15 protein-coding genes are annotated in these 16,650 nt (G+C 54.0%); 6 read left to right on the plus strand and 9 right to left on the minus strand.

The genetic code is table 11. The annotated features are described in order from the left end of the window. The first annotated feature begins 10 nt into the window (after positions 1 to 10). The 5 genes from METFOR_RS08665 to METFOR_RS08685 all read left to right on the plus strand — a co-directional run bounded on the left by METFOR_RS08665 (position 11) and on the right by METFOR_RS08685 (position 4,246). The gene (locus METFOR_RS08665) at positions 11 to 190 is read left to right on the plus strand and encodes a ribbon-helix-helix domain-containing protein (RefSeq protein WP_015285751.1); all 180 of its coding nucleotides are present in this window, start codon (positions 11 to 13) and stop codon (positions 188 to 190) included. 10 nt (positions 191 to 200) lie between these two features. Further along, positions 201 to 1,370, plus strand: coding sequence for a cell division protein FtsZ (gene ftsZ / locus METFOR_RS08670; protein WP_015285752.1), 1,170 nt, complete (start codon positions 201 to 203; stop codon positions 1,368 to 1,370). 103 nt (positions 1,371 to 1,473) lie between these two features. Next, positions 1,474 to 1,743, plus strand: a complete 270-nt coding sequence (locus METFOR_RS08675; protein ID WP_015285753.1) for a hypothetical protein — start codon at positions 1,474 to 1,476, stop codon at positions 1,741 to 1,743. A 435-nt stretch (positions 1,744 to 2,178) separates the two neighbouring features. Next, the gene (locus METFOR_RS08680; RefSeq protein WP_015285754.1) at positions 2,179 to 3,039 is read left to right on the plus strand and encodes a coiled-coil protein; all 861 of its coding nucleotides are present in this window, start codon (positions 2,179 to 2,181) and stop codon (positions 3,037 to 3,039) included. Between the two features lie 73 nt (positions 3,040 to 3,112). Then, positions 3,113 to 4,246, plus strand: a complete 1,134-nt coding sequence (locus METFOR_RS08685; protein WP_015285755.1) for a DUF373 family protein — start codon at positions 3,113 to 3,115, stop codon at positions 4,244 to 4,246. A 194-nt stretch (positions 4,247 to 4,440) separates the two neighbouring features. Here METFOR_RS08685 and METFOR_RS08690 read toward each other — a convergent pair whose 3' ends face one another. The 8 genes from METFOR_RS08690 to METFOR_RS08725 form a co-directional block, all read right to left on the minus strand. After that, positions 4,441 to 4,911 (minus strand): hypothetical protein, encoded by a 471-nt coding sequence (locus METFOR_RS08690; RefSeq protein ID WP_015285756.1) that lies wholly within the window; start codon positions 4,909 to 4,911, stop codon positions 4,441 to 4,443. Positions 4,912 to 5,016: 105 nt separating this feature from the next. Continuing rightward, complete coding sequence (gene albA, locus METFOR_RS08695; protein WP_015285757.1) at positions 5,017 to 5,298, minus strand: DNA-binding protein Alba; 282 nt, start codon at positions 5,296 to 5,298, stop codon at positions 5,017 to 5,019. Positions 5,299 to 5,314: 16 nt separating this feature from the next. Further along, positions 5,315 to 6,334, minus strand: coding sequence for an aspartate-semialdehyde dehydrogenase (asd, locus tag METFOR_RS08700; protein ID WP_015285758.1), 1,020 nt, complete (start codon positions 6,332 to 6,334; stop codon positions 5,315 to 5,317). A gap of 259 nt (positions 6,335 to 6,593) precedes the next feature. Then, positions 6,594 to 6,767, minus strand: coding sequence for a DUF362 domain-containing protein (locus METFOR_RS08705; protein ID WP_015285759.1), 174 nt, complete (start codon positions 6,765 to 6,767; stop codon positions 6,594 to 6,596). 137 nt (positions 6,768 to 6,904) lie between these two features. Then, complete coding sequence (dapB, locus tag METFOR_RS08710) at positions 6,905 to 7,669, minus strand: 4-hydroxy-tetrahydrodipicolinate reductase (protein ID WP_015285760.1); 765 nt, start codon at positions 7,667 to 7,669, stop codon at positions 6,905 to 6,907. 7 nt (positions 7,670 to 7,676) lie between these two features. Next, positions 7,677 to 8,654: a 4-hydroxy-tetrahydrodipicolinate synthase gene (gene dapA, locus METFOR_RS08715; RefSeq protein ID WP_015285761.1), complete on the minus strand. Its 978-nt coding sequence runs from the start codon at positions 8,652 to 8,654 to the stop codon at positions 7,677 to 7,679. Between the two features lie 7 nt (positions 8,655 to 8,661). Continuing rightward, the gene (locus METFOR_RS08720; protein WP_015285762.1) at positions 8,662 to 8,853 is read right to left on the minus strand and encodes a 30S ribosomal protein S17e; all 192 of its coding nucleotides are present in this window, start codon (positions 8,851 to 8,853) and stop codon (positions 8,662 to 8,664) included. A gap of 26 nt (positions 8,854 to 8,879) precedes the next feature. Then, positions 8,880 to 9,413 carry a thiamine-phosphate synthase family protein gene (locus tag METFOR_RS08725; protein WP_015285763.1) on the minus strand — a complete coding sequence of 178 codons (534 nt, stop codon included), beginning with the start codon at positions 9,411 to 9,413 and terminating at the stop codon, positions 8,880 to 8,882. A 122-nt stretch (positions 9,414 to 9,535) separates the two neighbouring features. On the opposite strand from METFOR_RS08725, the gene METFOR_RS15000 reads away from it, so the two are divergent. Continuing rightward, positions 9,536 to 9,676, plus strand: a complete 141-nt coding sequence (locus tag METFOR_RS15000; RefSeq protein ID WP_015285764.1) for a type II toxin-antitoxin system HicB family antitoxin — start codon at positions 9,536 to 9,538, stop codon at positions 9,674 to 9,676. Between the two features lie 737 nt (positions 9,677 to 10,413). On the opposite strand, the gene METFOR_RS15355 is transcribed toward METFOR_RS15000, so the two are convergent. After that, positions 10,414 to 16,239: a PKD domain-containing protein gene (locus METFOR_RS15355; protein ID WP_015285765.1), complete on the minus strand. Its 5,826-nt coding sequence runs from the start codon at positions 16,237 to 16,239 to the stop codon at positions 10,414 to 10,416. Positions 16,240 to 16,650: the final 411 nt, after the last annotated feature.

Here is a 16,650-nt window from a genome sequence, read left to right on the forward strand (position 1 = left end):
GTGAGATACAATGATGCAAAGAATCACGCTCCGGTTGCCCGAACAGCAGATCAACCTGCTCCAGCAGATGGTAGATTCGGGGGAATACCCGAATGTATCCGAAGCGGTCCGGGCAGCAGTCCGTGAACTTGTAGAAAAGCGAGCGAGTCGTGTCCTTAAGGAAAGTGACCAGGTTTCATTCAAGGTTTGAGAGGGTAGATATGCAGAGTATTATCAACGACGCTTTAAAAAATGCCGAGCTGGAGAAAGAGATCAACAAGCCCGGCAGCGCAAATGCAATGGAAGATGACTTTGTCGGCCAGCCGCGGATCGTTATCATCGGCTGCGGTGGTGCAGGAAACAACACCGTGAACCGTATCCACCACATGGGCGTTTCCGGTGCAGAGACCATCGCGATCAACACCGACAAGCAGCACCTGGACATGATCCAGGCTGACAAGCGCATCCTGATCGGCAAGTCCCTGACCAAGGGTCTCGGTGCCGGGGGTTACCCCGATGTCGGTAAGAGAGCAGCCGAGATGGCACGCCCGACACTCGAGGCAATCCTCGAATCCGCAGACCTCGTCTTCATCACGGCAGGTATGGGAGGAGGTACCGGTACCGGCTCCGCACCCGTTGTCGCACAGATCGCAAAGGAACAGGGCGCAATCGTCGTCGGGATGGTCAGCTACCCGTTCCAGGTCGAGAAAGCCCGCCTGATCCGTGCAGAAGAAGGTCTCGAAGCGTTCGCCGCCGCCGCAGACTCTGTCATTGTCCTCGATAACAACCGCCTGAAGAACTTCGTCCCGAACCTCCCGCTCGGGCAGGCGTTCTCCGTCATGGACCAGCTCATCGGTGAGACCGTCAAGGGCATCTCCGAGACCATCACCGAACCCTCGCTCATCAATATCGATTACGCAGATGTCCGTGCCATCATGTCCAAGGGCGGCGTCGCCGTCATGCTCGTTGGCGAGAGCAAGCAGCAGAACAAGGCAGAGAGCGTTGTCCGCGAGTGCCTGTCCAACCCGATGCTCGACATCGACTACCGCGGCGCAACCGGAAGCCTGATCCACATCACCGGCGGCACGGACCTCACCCTGCAGGATGCAGAAGAAGTCGCAACCTCGCTCACCTACGAACTCGACCCCCACGCAGATGTCATCTGGGGAGCCCGGGTCCGGCCCGATATGGAAGGCAAGATCCGTGTCCTCGCCATCATGACCGGCGTCAAGAGCGCCCAGATCCTTGGCACCCGCCAGTCCTACAAGACCGTTGTGCAGGAGATTGACAACAAGCGCTCCAACCCCCGGGCAGTTGAGATGCCCGTCCAGCGCAGGACCAGCAGCAGGGACCAGCCCAGCGGTGGCGGCGTCCTTGAATGGGTCGGTTAAACCACGCACAACCTGAATCAATCACCATTCCAGCCTAACCCCGAATCCATAATCCAAAACTGTTGGTCCCTCTAATACCAACACCCTTTTTGTCATTTTCAAAATGCAGAAGATGGTCGCCATGGCATCACGACGGTACATCACAAACGAGAACCCGGTGAGGGAAGTGAACCTGCAGAGCGCAAAACTCTTTAAAAGCGACTTGGAATTCCTCCAGGCACGAAAGATCCCGGTGCGTACAGCGCTGCGCGAAGCCCTCCATGAGCACGTGAAGAAAATCCAGTCCCGCGGCCTCCCGGCCATGACCGCAGAACAGCGGGCAGCATTCATCCTGAACGGCAAGGTACCGGCGGGAGACGCTCCCCGGGAATAATCCCATATCCCCGAAACGTGCATGCAGTTGTAAAAACGGGACCTGCAACATCCTTTACAACATACCTGTTTTGTTTTTCAGCCGGAATCACGGCGAAACACTTAATAGCACACTCTTCCTTTAAAATATAGTACATTCGACCAATCCTTCGCTGGGAGGATGGGGGCAAAATCCGCAGGAGCGGTATGCCCCGGTATCGGGAGTTGAACATCATGAACAGAGTGTCGAACAAAGACTTCAAAGCGGAGTCTTCCCTGAATTCTGCGCTAAGTATCTTTTCTGATGTTTTTCGCCCTGCATCCTGTATGCAGAGTATTTACACTGGCACGACGGGAGGCCGGACGGAATACCACGGCCTTCCTGGTTCCGGAAGCCTCATACGAGCGGGTGTGCGCCTCCCTTGAAGGGACAATCAAAATGAGGAGTTGGTAACGCATGTTGAATGACCTGATGGAAAAGAGAAAGAAAACCCTTGCTGAGTCTGAAGAACACAAGAACCGCCGGAACGAGCTGAACGCGAATGCCAGCAAGTTCGCCCGCGAGCGGAACACCTTAAATAACCAGACCCGCGAGTTTGTAGAAGAGGCGCAGAAGAACAAGGACCTCCGGGACAAGTACAACCAGGAAGTCCTTGACATCAAGGCCCAGAGAAACGAGCTCAACGACAAGGCAAACGTCCTGTTCGAGGACATTGAGTCCTTCAAGAAGGAGCACGGCACCCAGAAGAACCGCGGCGTCAAGGAACTCCAGAAGCAGATCGAGTACATGGAGTACCGCCAGCAGACCGAGGTCTTCACCACCGACAAGGAACGCGAGCTGATCGAGAAGATCAAGCAGATGAAAGGCCAGGTCCGCGAGCAGGAAGCCGAGCTCGAGCAGAACAAGGAGATGCGGACCAAGATCACCGAGGCCCGCGAGTTCCGCAAGCAGGCATCGGACCTGCACGCGAAGGTAACCGAGGTCGCCGAGCTTGCCCAGAAACACCACGACCTGATGGTCGAGTCCTACCGCAAGGCCGACAAGTCCCGGGAAGCTGCCGATGCCGCCCACAAGAGCTTTGTCGAGGCACAGGAGTCCGCTGACTCCGAACACAAGTTCTTCATTGCCTGCCAGAAGGAGCTCCGCGACTACGACAAGGTCATCTCCGGCCTGCGCAAGAAGACCAAGAAGGTCAAGGTCACCAAGGAACAGAAGGCGGTCAGGAAAGAGGCAGAGAGCCTGTTCAAGAACTTCCGCGCCGGCGAGAAACTCACCACTGACGACATCCTGCTCCTCCAGCGCTCAAAACTTATCTGATTTCCATCCCCCATTTTCCTGTTTTTCTGCCGTCAGCAATGATTTAATAGATTTACGGCATTTTTATAGTACAATGACAGAGGGGCGGACGCTGGTCCTGAGCGTTGACCGGGACGACGATATCGGCTGGAAGGCCCAGGTCGAAAGCCCGTGCATCGGCCGGGCCGCATGCCTGAAAGCGGCCAACACCCTGGCACTCACCGATCCCGAGGATTCCGATGTCAATGCGATCTTCTCTGCGATCAAGATCTATGACGAGCTGACGGCAAAAGGAGAGGACGCGGCAGTCGCGGTCGTTGCTGGCAACCACCTGCACATGATCGAGGGGGACCGCCGGATTGCAGCCTCGCTCCAGAAGGTTGTGGAAGAGACCGGCACGACAAACTGTATCCTTGTCACAGACGGTGCCGAAGACGAGTATGTCATCCCCGTCATCCAGTCCAAACTCCCGGTAACGAGCATCCGCAGGGTCATCGTCAACCAGATGCCCAATCTCGAAGGCACGTATTATATCCTGAAAAAACTCTTCGATGACCCGAAGATCTCCCGCATGGTCTTCATCCCGATAGGCCTTGCCATGCTTCTCTATGCAAGCGCATTTTTGCTTGGTGCACCCGGCCTTGCAACCATCATCGTCGTGATGGTCATCGGGTGTTTCCTCCTGTACAAGGGCTTCGGGTTCGATGAACTCGCCCATGGAGTCATGGACGCCCTGCGGGCCTCCCTCTCCCGCGGACGGTTCTCGTTCATCACCTACACGACCACGATCCTGCTCGTGATCATCGGTTTCACCCAGGGGTTCTACAACATCCTGCACTATTATTCCGCGGATAGCAGCTTAGGCCTTGTCACCTACCTTGTGACATTCATCTACGGTGCCATCGAATGGCTCATCTTCGCCGGACTCGTCCTCTCGATAGGAGTTATCATCGACGTATACCAGAACGACCGGAAGAACCTCGGCAAGGTAATCGTCTTCCCGTTCTTTGTCACAGCGATCGGCCTCCTCCTGTATGCAGCCAGCATCTACCTGATCCCCACCCTGGGTGTGCCCGACTTCCCGCTCTCCCAGGAGACCATATCCCGGTATATCCTCTGGGACACCATTGCCGGCATAGCCGCCGCAATAGCAGGAGTCCTCATCCAGAACTATGTGACAAAGAAAGTGGCCGAGCAGAAGAACGAAGAGATAATCGAAGTGATCTGAAGCAATTGTATTTCCAGAACTTTTTTCTGCAAATACCCTGCAGGTCTTTCCTCCATAACAGGGTAAACTAACTTGGTGTGTACCCGATTCCACTATCTGGCAGGGCCCTGTCCCAAGGAGCGGGGGGCTCGCAATAGTGTGCACGGGAGAAGAGTGTAATAAAAGTCGTTAAGGGGGAAAAAGCAGCGCGACCGTTACCCCTGACGGACAGGAACTTCGGCCAGGGAGAAATACCCGATCCCGCTCGGGAACTCCCGCACCATGGTGAAATTCCGGGTCACCTGCGGGGACCGGACGGTAAGGTTGGGGATGACAACATTGAAGGTATGGGCCGGGTACCAGTAGATCCCGTCGCCATAGGAGACTGCCGCTTCATTGACGGTGAACTCGGCACCTTCGAGATCGATACGCTGGATCTTTGCGTCGTCATAGTTCAGGATCTTCATCAGCTTGTTTTTCAGGTCCTGTTTTCCGAAGAAAAAGAAGATAATCCTGGTGCTCTCGTCAACAGAATAGTTCACGTGAATATTTGCCGTGCCATTGTCCAGCTGGACATCGACATCGTATACCTTGATGTACCCGTACCGGTCTTCCTCGGCAGCAAGGGCTGGTGCTGCCAGGAGTACCGCCAGGAGCAGGATCAGTGCCACGGCACGGGCTCGCATAACATACTCATTTCGTGAAGAGCGCTTAAAGCGTTTTTGGTTATTGGAGCGCGGATATCGTCGAAAAACCGTGAAAATGCGCGACGGATATGATATAAAAATATATTATTTATTGTTGGCAAGGATGATCTCGATGGACGAGACATTCGTTTTGCCGGTATCGGTATCGATGATCTCCGTTGAGGTGAGGATCTCTTTCTTGGTCACTCCCTCAAGGAAGCGGTTTAAGGCTATTTCTGCAGTATCCACGGCACGGGAGATTGCCTTTCCCCGGGCCTTTATCGCAACTTCAGGTGCACCATTGTTGAACTGGGTGACCACGGCTAGCACGTAGTTCATGACCGGCTTGTTGCCGACGAATACTGTGTTCTCTCTCGGCTGCTGCATAGGTGCCTCCCGTACTCTAGAGATATTTCTTCTTCACAATCAGTTCTGCATTCAGTACACTTGCCCCGGCAGCACCACGGATGGTATTGTGACCCATGGCAACGAACCGGACGCCTTCACGGAGCCGGCCTACGGACACGGTCATGCCTCTCCCTCTCATGCGGTCAAGGCGGGGCTGGGGCCGATCGGGCTCCTCGTCAAAGAAGTGTACCGATTCCGCAGGCTGGGTCGGCAGGCCCTTGATCGGGGGCTTGTAGTCCATGTATGCCTTCCGGATTTTGGCAAGCGGCTCTTTGATATCCGCCCATACGGCCATGGTATGACCGTCAATCACCGGCACGCGGTGGCAGCTTGCGCTGACTTTGAACGGAGCGTTTACGACTTTCTTTCCTTTCAACGTGCCCATGATCTTGAGCGCTTCCGTCTCCATCTTCTCCTCTTCCTTGCCGATGTACGGGATCACGTTATCGTAGATCGCCATCGCTGCCACGCCTTCGAATCCTGCTCCGGAGATCGCCTGCATGGTCGCAACCCGGATATCGGTGAACTTGAATTTTCTTAAGGGAGCGAGCGCAGTAACCATCATAATGGTTGAGCAGTTCGGGTTCGTGACGATAAAGCCGTCACGGCCCGTATCCTTCTGGACATCGATCAGGCCCAGGTGTTCCGGATTGACTTCCGGTACTACGAGCGGGATCGTGGGCTCCATACGGTGGGAACTTGCATTGCTGCACACCGCGATGCCGGCATCGGCAAACTCCGTCTCCGTAGCGGTCGCGATGTCCGCCGGGAGGGCGGAGAAGACAAGGTCGACATTCTTCATGGCGGAAGGAGAGGTCGGGACGACTTTGATCTTCCCGATATTCTCCGGAAATGGCGTATCAAGGCGCCATTTCACAATCTTTCCATAGGGTTTTCCCGCACTGCGATCGGAAGCGGCAAGCGTCGTAAGTTTGAACCAGGGATGATCCGCAAGAAGTTCAACGAATCGCTGACCAACCGCGCCGGTAGCACCGAGCACTCCAACATTGATCATGATGACAGGTCCTGTATGTTTGTTTTCCCCGTTCCTTCTTGAATAATGGCGGGTTGTAAAATCCCATTTCACTTAGGATGATAAAAACGTTGTTTTTTATAATTTATATTACGGGAAATATGCTGGCGACGACATCCGGGTGCTACCTGCCCGTTAACAAAACGGGCACGGTTATGTATGATACGCCCCATAGCCCTGGAAAAATCCCAATACGGGAAATACACAAAAACAAAAAGAGAGCCGGCAGGAACCGGACACCTTATTCCATGTGGATAGCTTCAGACGGGCAGACATCCACGCAGGTCTGGCAGTCGACACACATGTCCTTGTCAACCTTTGCCTTGTCGTTCTCCATGGCGATTGCCGATGCAGGACACTCGCTCACGCAGGTTTCACATCCGGTACACTTATCGTTGTCAACGATTGCTACCAACTCGTTCACTCCGGGATATATGTTTCTATTCAGGGTAAAAAAAGGGTTACTATCCGGGCACAGAACTGGCAGGGCGATCAGGACCGGAGAAGGGAGTAAAAAACGGAGTGAAAAAACGGGATTGGTAAGGGGAGAGGTTATTTCTTCAGGCCGAGGACGTCATTCATGTCGTAAATGCCGGGCTTCTTCCCGACAACCCAGCGAGCCGCACGCAGGGCACCGCTGGCAAAGACCGAACGATCATAGGCCCGGTGGGAGAGCTCTATCGTCTCGAAGTTCTTCGAGTACATGACCTTATGGTCGCCAACAATGTCCCCGCCCCGGATCACGTGCACACCGATCTCGTTCTTCCGCTCGGTCATGCCTTCGCGACCGTACAGCTTCTCGCGGGTGCCGGCCTCCTCCTCGATGATCTGGAGGAGGGTTTTTGCCGTGCCGCTCGGGGCGTCCTTCTTGTTCCGGTGGTGTGCCTCGATAAGCTCGATATCATAGTCTTTCAAGAGCCGTGCCGATTCGCGCACGAGCTGCTGGAAGATGGCTACCCCGATCGAGAAGTTGGTGGTGATGACAGCCGGGACATGGCCGAGGATCGCTTTCTCCATCTCAGCACGCTGTGCCGGGGATATACCAGTAGTGCCGATAATCAGGGCGCAATTGTTCCTTGCCGCCACCTGGACATTCCCGACAACCGCACTGGCAATCGTGAAATCGATGACAACATCTGCCTTTGTCCTTTTCAGGAGCGCATCGGCATCTTTTGCTTCAACGATCTCGGCGCCGAAAAAGGAACTGGGTTTGAGGTTGATGCCCCCAACCAGTTCCAGGTCATCGGATTCATGGACCATCCTCCCGAGGGTCTGGCCCATCCTGCCCGAAGCTCCGCAGATGACTACTTTTACCATGACCAAATCACCGCGTGCGCCGTGGTGCAGCGGGTTTGGTTTTCCTTTTTGCCGCTGCTGCCTTCACCGGCTTCTTTGCTGCGGCCTTTGCCTTCGGTACAGATCGCTTGATCGGGATGGTTGAAAGCACTTTTTTGAGCTGTTCGGTCTTCTTTGCATCCAGCTCATCGAGCGGGAGACGGACCGGGCCGCCTGCAAGACCGATCAGCTCGACCGCCTTCTTGACCGGGATAGGGTTGGTGTCGATGAACATAGCACGGTGGAGGGGGGACATGGCATAGTGGATCACCAGGGCCTTCTGGTAATCGCCCTGCCTGAACGCCTCGTACATCGCCACCATCCGGGCCGGGTCGACATTTGCCGTAACAGAAATGACACCGGACCCGCCAAGGGTAAGGATCGGGAGCGTGATACCATCATCGCCGGAGATAACGTGGAAGTCCTCGTCCTGCGTCTCCTCGATCACCCTTGAGATCTGGCCGATATTGCCGCTTGCTTCCTTGATCCCGACGATATTCGGGTGCTGCGCCAGTTCCGCGACAAGATCGGGCTCCAGGTTCTGGCCGGTCCGTCCCGGGACATTGTACATGACAACCGGGATGTCGAGGTCTGCAAGTTTCGTGTAGTGCCTGATGAGCCCCGCACGGTTGGGCTTGTTGTAGTACGGACTGATGACGAGCACGCCGTCCGCACCGATGTCCTTCGCCGCCTTCGTCAGGCGCACTGCCTCGGCAGTGTTGTTGGAACCCGTACCGGCAAGTACGGGGATCCTGCCATTGACCTTGTCGACCGTGATATCGATGACCTTCTCGTGTTCATCGAACGTCAGGGTCGCAGACTCTCCAGTCGAACCGCAGGGTACAATCCCGTGGATGCCGCGGGAAAGAAGAAAACTGATGTTCCGCTCAAGACCCGGGATGTCCAGGCCCATTGCAGGGGTTCTTTTAAAAGGGGTTATGATTGCCGGAAGGACACCTTCGAACATGAACAGGTTATGAGCGTTTCTTGGTATTTATTTTTCTTGTAATGTATCCGGCGATCCGGTTCCGGACACGCTTGCTCCCGATGACCGCGGAGGAGCCCAGCTGCTGCTTGTTCTCATCAAAGTTGCTCGAGAAGTTCTCCCGCTGCTTGTTCAGGAGCTCGGTTCCCATTGTCTTGATATATGACGGCTTGATTCCCATGAACGATTCCTCAAGGATTCTATATGTTAAATGCGGTTTGAGCAGATAATGATATTGTTTGCAACGTCGACCGGCTCCTCGCCAAGGAGGATAAGCGGGGCGTTTTTATCACTGCGGTCTTCCGTAAAAATCACGTCGGGGACTTCCTCCCGGCAGCACGATGCGATTCCCCAGTCCATCGTGTTGATCCCGTTCGGTGCCCGTGCTGCATTAAAAGAGGCACATTCCAGGAACAGGTTCCCGTCCAGGACATCAAGGGCCCTGTCGGAATATCGGAGAATCGCAGCACTCCTGCGGAGCGGGTCGAATTTCATGACAGTAAGGATCACCCGTGCAATCTCCTCGTCCGCGCCGAAGGCACATGCACCAGCAGGTTTTCCAGCGCCCGTGATCCTTCCTTCAACCGCTGCAACGCCCCCGTTGTCCCGGGCGCCGCGGATCGCGTAACCGATCTGCGCACCCGTCGGGGGAATGAGCTTTTGGCTGATCGATTCCGCAAGCGGGGCAATGGCTTTCTCCAGCTGTGCGATGACGGCGTTGCGCTCGAAGGTCGGGTCCATTACAAGTAGTGGAGCCCGGGAGATTATTAACGGCGCTGGTGCCACCGTATTTTGTTGCGATTCCTCCTCTTCTCCCCTTTAAAATTATTATCAGATTCAAAGAAGCACTATTGTCCATTGGTATGATCTTCAAAGTTGTCATAACGCCGGATACCGAAGATGGCGGATATACGGCCAGCTGCCCCGCGCTCCCCGGTTGTCATTCCGAAGGGGAGAGCATGGAGGAGGCACTGGAGAACATCAAGGATGCGTTGCCGTACTGAACGAGCGTGCGCACCGCAGGCAGGGCAGCAAGGTTGCCGAAGTCTCCCTATAACGATGGTAAAACTTCCCGTAATATCCGGTCATGCTGCAATAAAGGCTTTCAGCAAAGCCGGGTTTACCGGCAATCGCCTGCCAGGGCATATCCGGATATTCGTTTTGAACGATACCGGGGGACTGTTCTTCTGAAGGAAGTATGCGGGGACGGTTGTGGAAACGCCATCCCGGTTCGTTTCGCGTGCTCATGTCCGGAAAAAATAGCGATCCTCCATCCAAAAGGCACCAATTAGGCGATTTTTAGAGGCTGAAATGGCACCCAGATCCTGAAAATCTCCCCGGTTCACCCGTATTTCCAAAACCGCCTGCTGCAATTCACGAAAAAAGGCGAGTGTCTGGAAAGCCGTTTTTCAAAATGGGCTCCGTGTTCGAAGATTTCTGGAGAAATCTTCACTACCTCTGGGTCTGATTACCCCTCGGTTCCGAAAAATAACCTCAAATTAAAGAGATAATTTTCCCTCAAAGAATCTCTTGGATACGCCCGAAAAATAGGGGGTATCCCCCACTCCTGCATATCCACCCCGGGCTAATCCGCCGTAATGAAGCCTGTCTTTACCGAGGTACTCATACTATACCGCATAGACGCCGGGCTGGGAACAGATACAGACTGGCGTCTTCCCGGTGCTGCCGATGATCCCGTTGTTCCCGATGTCCTCAGCTCACAATGCCGGCGCTCCGGCCGTCATTTGTACTCCCACCTGAGCGGGTCGCGGTCGCGGCGACGCTTCCGGATGTACCCGGCAACCGCTACCGTGAGGATGGCGATTGCGGCGATGGCTTCCGCCACCAGGAACCAGGGGTTCTTCCACAGCCCCACGGCTTTTCCCGGTGCGGTTGCGGTATCGGCAATGACCCCGGCAACATCCTGCTGCGGTGCGGGCTGCACCTCTTCGGTCGGCCACGGGGTGATCCTCACCTTCTGTTTCGTGGGTTCGGTTTGGACCGGGGTTGCGGTCGGCGTGGCGGTCGCTGTCCCCGTTGCCGTGACCGCAGGAATTGCCGCGGTGGGCGGGTAATAGGAATAACTGTCGCCGTACTCATAGTACGACCAGGACGATGATGAACTGCTGCTGGTCGTTGTCGTCACCGGCGCGTATGCGGTCAGGACGAATGTCGAGAGGCCGGTGGGGGAGATGGCGACGAAGTAGTCGTTGCCGTCCGCAGCGCAGAGGCCGGTCCATTCGGTTGCGAGGAACGTGACCGTGCCTTCGTCCGACCGGTGCATGACTTTGATCCGGGAGGTCCCGCCGTTGTCCTCGACCCAGGTGTGGTTGACGGCCATCGTGATGTTGGCGCTTTTGATGATGCCGCCGCTCCCGTAGTTGTCAATACCGGACTTCGAGAAGTATACCGTGTACGCGGTGGCGATGATGTTCTTCTTTTCCGATGCGGCGAGAATGGTGAACGAGCTCCAGACCGAGGAGTCCGGGTCGGAGGTGATAGTGCTGTTGATCGCGGCCGAGCTATTCGGGAGCTGCGAGAGCGTAAGGGTAAGCGTCACATTCGGTTTGCCGAGCGAGTCGATATTCACGCTGACGTTGGTGGCAACGGCCTCCAGGCTCTTTACCGTGCCGGTCACGTTCCCGGAGTCGGTCACGGCAGGAGCATCGAGAGTGATCTTCAGGTGGTCCCAGGCAGTGCCGACATTGTCCACCGTGACGATATTCGTATTGGTACTGTCGATGGTTGCATTGGCGGCGCTGATGTTGATGCCCTGGCTCGATCCGGTGGCGTTTGTCACGATACCCGGGAGTTCGAAGGTCTTGTTCGTGCTGACCGGGTTGATTACTGTGATGTAGTTTGTCCGGATCTTCGTATCGGAGCCCTTGCTGTTGGTTGCGTTGAGCTTGACCGAATAGGTGCCGGCTTTCGTGTAGGTGTAGTCCGGGATCTGTTTTGCTGAGGTACCGTCATCGCCGAAATCCCATGCCCAGCCGGTCGGCGTGTTGAGCGAGGTGTCCCTGAACCTCGGGTTGAACGGTGCGATGCCTTCGGTCTGGCTGGCGGCGAAGTCCGCGACCGGGGGGATCACCTTCGCGGTGACGGAGTACCCGCTATCGATGGGGTTGGTCCAGCCCATGCCGGACGAGGCACGGTACCCGTACACGTTGAAGACGGCGTTGTCCGGAAGGTTTGTGAACGCGTAGTCGACCCGGACCGCGCCGTTGTTCTTCAGGCCCGGACTGCTGCTGAGCAGGCCGGATCTCGTGTCGATGAACATCAGCCGGTACTGGCTGGCCGGGCTGTTCATCTCCTCTCCCTTGAAGAGCGGGTAGTCCGCGTTGCCCTGCGTGGGTTTCCAGCTCTGCGGGCCGTAGAAGAGGTCGGCTTTCGTGAACGTCTGGTCGAGGGCCGTGGACTGGTAGGTGTACGTGCCTGCAGACGGTGCTTTTCCAGAAACCGGCGTCCACGTGTACCCGCTGGTCTTGATCCGGGCCGTGAAATCGTCCGGGATGGTGCCGTTGACCGCCAGCAGGAGGACGACCTCGTCTTCGTACGAATCCCCGGTGATATAGAATGTCCCGGACTGGCTGTTCGTTATCGTGATCTTGTTGGACGTGTCCGCAGGATCGGTCGAGAGATGGAGCACGCCAAGACCGCCCGATCCCGTCGGGAGGTAATACGTGCCGTTGTCGTTATCGTTGAACCGGATGCCGTCGTGGTTCGCTGTCCGGATGTATGTCTTGTTGTTACCCGGGACCGGGCCGGTGGCGTTGACCACGTACACGAGGCCGGCCTTTGTAACGGTGCTGCTTCCCCCGGCATTAGTTACCGTGAGCTTGACCGGGTAGGTCCCGGCCGAGCCGTAGGTGTGTGTCGGGTCCCGGTACGTCGAGGTCGCAGTATCACCGAAGTTCCAGGACCATGACGTCGGGCTGTTGGTCGAGGTGTCGGTGAAGGTTACGGCCAGCGGGGCGACGCCGTTGACCTGGGTGGCGGTGAAGGAGGCGACAGGGGAGGGAGTGGGTGTGCCGCTGCCACCACAGGTGGTGGCGGAACCGGCGCAGAAGTCGTCGATGTTGGCATTCATTCCCAGACTATTCACATCGAATGCAACTTGCACCAGATGAACTCCGGTGTACCCGGATATCGGGACTCTATATTGTGTCCAGCTATGGGCGCATATATCGGTCTGGACCAAGACACCATCGATATAGGTTTTAAAATACTGGTTATAAGAACTACTGCCGTCCTCATATCCCCAGAACGAGATGTTGGAAATATCAGTCAGATCGACATGCTGCGCAATGTAATCATATGTAGTGTGACCCATATAATCGAAAAAAACGGCATAATTTCCAGTATGTACTTTACTTGAGGAGACGGATGTATACCCAACGCCTGCGGTCCAGTCTGTCAGATCTCCCGTCTCGAATCCGGGGTTACTGAACCGGTTGGTTGCCACTGATGGAGTGACCGTGATGAGATTTGTTTTCAGGAGACTGTCATTGCCCCCGCCATTCATTACGGTCAGGTTAACCGTGTATGTCCCAGGCGCATACCAATGGATCGGGTTCTGTTCGGTCGAGGTGATTCCATCCCCGAAGTCCCACGACCAAGCAACCGGGGAATTGGTTGAGGTATCGTTGAACTGAACCGCTACAGGTGAGATACCTGAGGTGACATCCGCAGTGAAGTCCGCAACCGGAACCGGGGGAACGGATATGTTTATTGTCCGGGTCGTTAAGTCTGTGCCTTTTATATTCGTCGCCGTGAGTTTTACTGAGTAAGTCCCCCCTGAGGCAAATGGGTGGGACGGGTTCTGGAGGGTCGATGTAGTACCGTCACCGAAGTCCCAGAGCCAGGATTGCGGGACATTTGCCGATGTGTCGGTAAACCGGATGGGAACAAGATTATATTCCGATGTCGTACTTGGTGAGAATCCAGCAACCGGAGCTGCCGGAATCCCGATGACCGAATACCCACTGGCACCGTAGGTGGAGCCCCCCAGGACATCGTTGGTCATGATCATGGTACCGTGATTACTGGCAAGATACCACCCGTACGCATTGAATGCAGCGAAACTCGTCAGGTTGGTGAACGCATATTCAATTTTGATATTGTCATATGCTTTTCCGGCGTTCAGGTCGATGAACATGATCCGGAACTGGTTGATGGGATCGGCCTGGTCCTCCCCGTAATAGATCGGATATCCATCGGGTTTCCAGCTCTGGGGGCCGTAGATGAAATCATCCTTCGTGAATGTCTGGTCTACGGCGCCTTCGACATAATTCCACACTGACGGTAAGCCCCCATTAGAATAGGCAGGACCGGGAGGCGTCCAGTTGTCCCCGCTCGACCGGATATGGACACGGAAATCATCGGGGATCGTCCCGTTGACGGCGAGCATCAGGATCCCCTCGGGCACGGTCGATTGTCCTCCGGTATGGGTGAAATAGAATGTACCGGACTGGTTGGTGGTGGTGGTTATATCAGAGACGGAGTTTCCCGATGAGATGTGCAGGGCGTTCAGTCCCCCCATCGTGGCGAAAGAGTAGGTATTGGGGACATAGACAAGATTGGTGCCGTTGATATCGTACTTGACTCCCTCGTCATTGGCTACGTAGAGATAGGGGTAGTCCATATTTATAGGCCCTGGCGTTACGACCGTGATGAATCCCGGTTTTGAAAGATTGGTTCCCCAGCCGATGGCATTTTTTGCGGTAAGATTTACCATATAGGTGCCTGAACTTGCATACGTGTGGACCGGATTCTGCATGGTCGCATTTTCATTGCTCCCGTCCCCGAAGTCCCAAAGCCACGCGGTTGGCTGAAGGGTCGAGGTGTCGTGGAACTGCACGGTCAGGGGCGCTTTTCCGCTTACTCTTGGGGATCCGGTAAATGAGACAACCGGCGCAGTCGAATAGAGCGTGATATATCCTGTTTTGCTTGTCTTGTTGCTCCCAGCTAAGTTGGTTGCCGTCAGGTTGACGGTATATGTTACCGTATCTGTTCCTGTAGTGGAATAAGAATGGGTTGGATTCTGAATATCCGATGTCACACCATCCCCGAAGTCCCAGTGCCACAATGTTGGTGAACCTGTCGACGTGTCGGTAAACTGAACGGTAAACGGGCTTTTCCCGGAGGTGACGTCCGATGTGAAACCTGCGGCCGGTGGAGAATAAACCTTGATATAATCAGATTTGATTGCATAGTTTGTTCCACTGGCGTGAGTGATCGTCAGTTTGACGGTATATGAACCGGGATTTGCATAGGAATGCTCCGGGTTCTGTTCGTCCGATGTCATGCCATCCCCGAAGTCCCAGTGCCACGTAGTTACCGCGAGAGGCGATGAGCCTATGAACTTAATGCTAAGAGGTGCTGAACCATTGATTGGACTTGCGGAAAAGTCTACTACACCAGTAAATGCATATAATCCCCTACTGCCGGAATAACTTGTAATATATAGTGTTCCATCCGAACCGATTGAGGGAGAACCATCAGGTCTTACTCCGTTAGTAAGATAAAACCATTTCAGAGTTCCAGTTGGATTGAGAGCATAGATTTTACCATCACGACTTCCGATGTAGATGGTTCCATCCGCACCAATTGCAGGTGAAGCCCATAATATTACACCTCCCGTAGTGTAGCTCCATTTCAGGGTTCCATCCGGGTTCCATGCATATACCTTTTTATCATTGCATCCGACGTAAATAGTTCCATCCGCACCAACTGCAGCTGAACCATACATTTTTCCTCCTGTCGTATTGCTCCATTTCAGGGTTCCATCCGAATTAAATGCATAAAATTTGGAAGTACTACTCGAACCGATATAGATTGTTCCATCTGATCCAATCACTGGTGAGGCCCTGAAAGGCACATTTGCAGAAGAATTACTCCACTTCAGGGTTCCATCCGGATTATATGCATAGAGGGTATTCTTTGATTCACTTCCAATGTAAATGGTGCCATCCGATCCAATCGCCGGGGTAGCATATTGTGCGGTTCCTGTCGTATTGCTCCATTTCAGGGTTCCATCTTGGGGATCGAACGAATATAATGCATCGGCTCCAACATAAATCGTTCCATCTGCACCAATCGCAGGTGAACCATATAGGGAAGTACCGAACGTAGCGGATTGCCACTTTTTGGTTCCGTTTGGATTAATTGCGAAAAGCTTATAATCGTTACTCTCCACATAGATGGTTCCATCTGCACCAATTGCAGGCGAACCATAAATAAAAGATGTCGAACTACTCAACGATACCTGCCACTTTTGAGTTCCGTTTGGATCCAAAGCTCGGAGATTCGCATCCTGACTTCCAATATAAATGGTCCCATCAAATCCAATAACTGGATTAACGTACCAAAAGTCTCCAGCATTCGTATAAATCCATTTGGTTGTATTTGATTGTGATCCGGTATACTGAGATCGTCCAGTGTTCTGGAGATCGTGCTGGAATTTTGGCCATGCAGTATTCGCAAGCTCTGCTGCGACCGGAACAAACAACAGGGCAAGGAAAAGAATAAGGATTCCTATACGGAATCTGAACTCATATATTTTCATATCCCCCACACTTCCTCTGGGAGGGAGAATGTACGGCGGATATTCCCGGTGAATGAACACGAGAACCCTACTTCGTAACGGGTTATCTGGTTCATAGTTATATTGTCAGGGGGTATTAGGAATCTTGTTGCCATCCGCGAGATCATTAGAACAACAATATCCGGAACAAACAGGAAGAAGGACTGGGTAGGGAAACAGCAAATCATATCCATTATTGTCATATTTTGAAAAGGGCTACGTAAATTGATTTCTATTTACATTTTTAAAAAGTTAATATTTTATTTTTTACAAAAAGATAAGACAAGAGTACGTGTAAATCCCAAATAATAATCAGGTGTTTCTCGTTGAAAATATCCAAAAAAAGAGGGATTTACTGCCGAAATTCGACATCACTCGGCTTTAATAATTTCA

This window comes from Methanoregula formicica SMSP, assembly GCF_000327485.1.
Classification (GTDB): domain Archaea; phylum Halobacteriota; class Methanomicrobia; order Methanomicrobiales; family Methanospirillaceae; genus Methanoregula; species Methanoregula formicica.

Excerpts from the sequence above, each read along its gene's own strand:
- METFOR_RS08665 (WP_015285751.1), top strand. The coding sequence starts at position 11 with ATGATGCAAAGAATCACGCTCCGGTTGCCCGAACAGCAGATCAACCTG.
- ftsZ (WP_015285752.1), top strand. The coding sequence starts at position 201 with ATGCAGAGTATTATCAACGACGCTTTAAAAAATGCCGAGCTGGAGAAA.
- METFOR_RS08675 (WP_015285753.1), top strand. The coding sequence starts at position 1,474 with ATGCAGAAGATGGTCGCCATGGCATCACGACGGTACATCACAAACGAG.
- METFOR_RS08680 (WP_015285754.1), top strand. The coding sequence starts at position 2,179 with ATGTTGAATGACCTGATGGAAAAGAGAAAGAAAACCCTTGCTGAGTCT.
- METFOR_RS08685 (WP_015285755.1), top strand. The coding sequence starts at position 3,113 with ATGACAGAGGGGCGGACGCTGGTCCTGAGCGTTGACCGGGACGACGAT.
- METFOR_RS08690 (WP_015285756.1), bottom strand. The coding sequence starts at position 4,911 with ATGCGAGCCCGTGCCGTGGCACTGATCCTGCTCCTGGCGGTACTCCTG.
- albA (WP_015285757.1), bottom strand. The coding sequence starts at position 5,298 with ATGCAGCAGCCGAGAGAGAACACAGTATTCGTCGGCAACAAGCCGGTC.
- asd (WP_015285758.1), bottom strand. The coding sequence starts at position 6,334 with ATGATCAATGTTGGAGTGCTCGGTGCTACCGGCGCGGTTGGTCAGCGA.
- dapB (WP_015285760.1), bottom strand. The coding sequence starts at position 7,669 with ATGGTAAAAGTAGTCATCTGCGGAGCTTCGGGCAGGATGGGCCAGACC.
- dapA (WP_015285761.1), bottom strand. The coding sequence starts at position 8,654 with ATGTTCGAAGGTGTCCTTCCGGCAATCATAACCCCTTTTAAAAGAACC.
- METFOR_RS08720 (WP_015285762.1), bottom strand. The coding sequence starts at position 8,853 with ATGGGAATCAAGCCGTCATATATCAAGACAATGGGAACCGAGCTCCTG.
- METFOR_RS08725 (WP_015285763.1), bottom strand. The coding sequence starts at position 9,413 with ATGGACCCGACCTTCGAGCGCAACGCCGTCATCGCACAGCTGGAGAAA.
- METFOR_RS15000 (WP_015285764.1), top strand. The coding sequence starts at position 9,536 with ATGATCTTCAAAGTTGTCATAACGCCGGATACCGAAGATGGCGGATAT.
- METFOR_RS15355 (WP_015285765.1), bottom strand. The coding sequence starts at position 16,239 with ATGAAAATATATGAGTTCAGATTCCGTATAGGAATCCTTATTCTTTTC.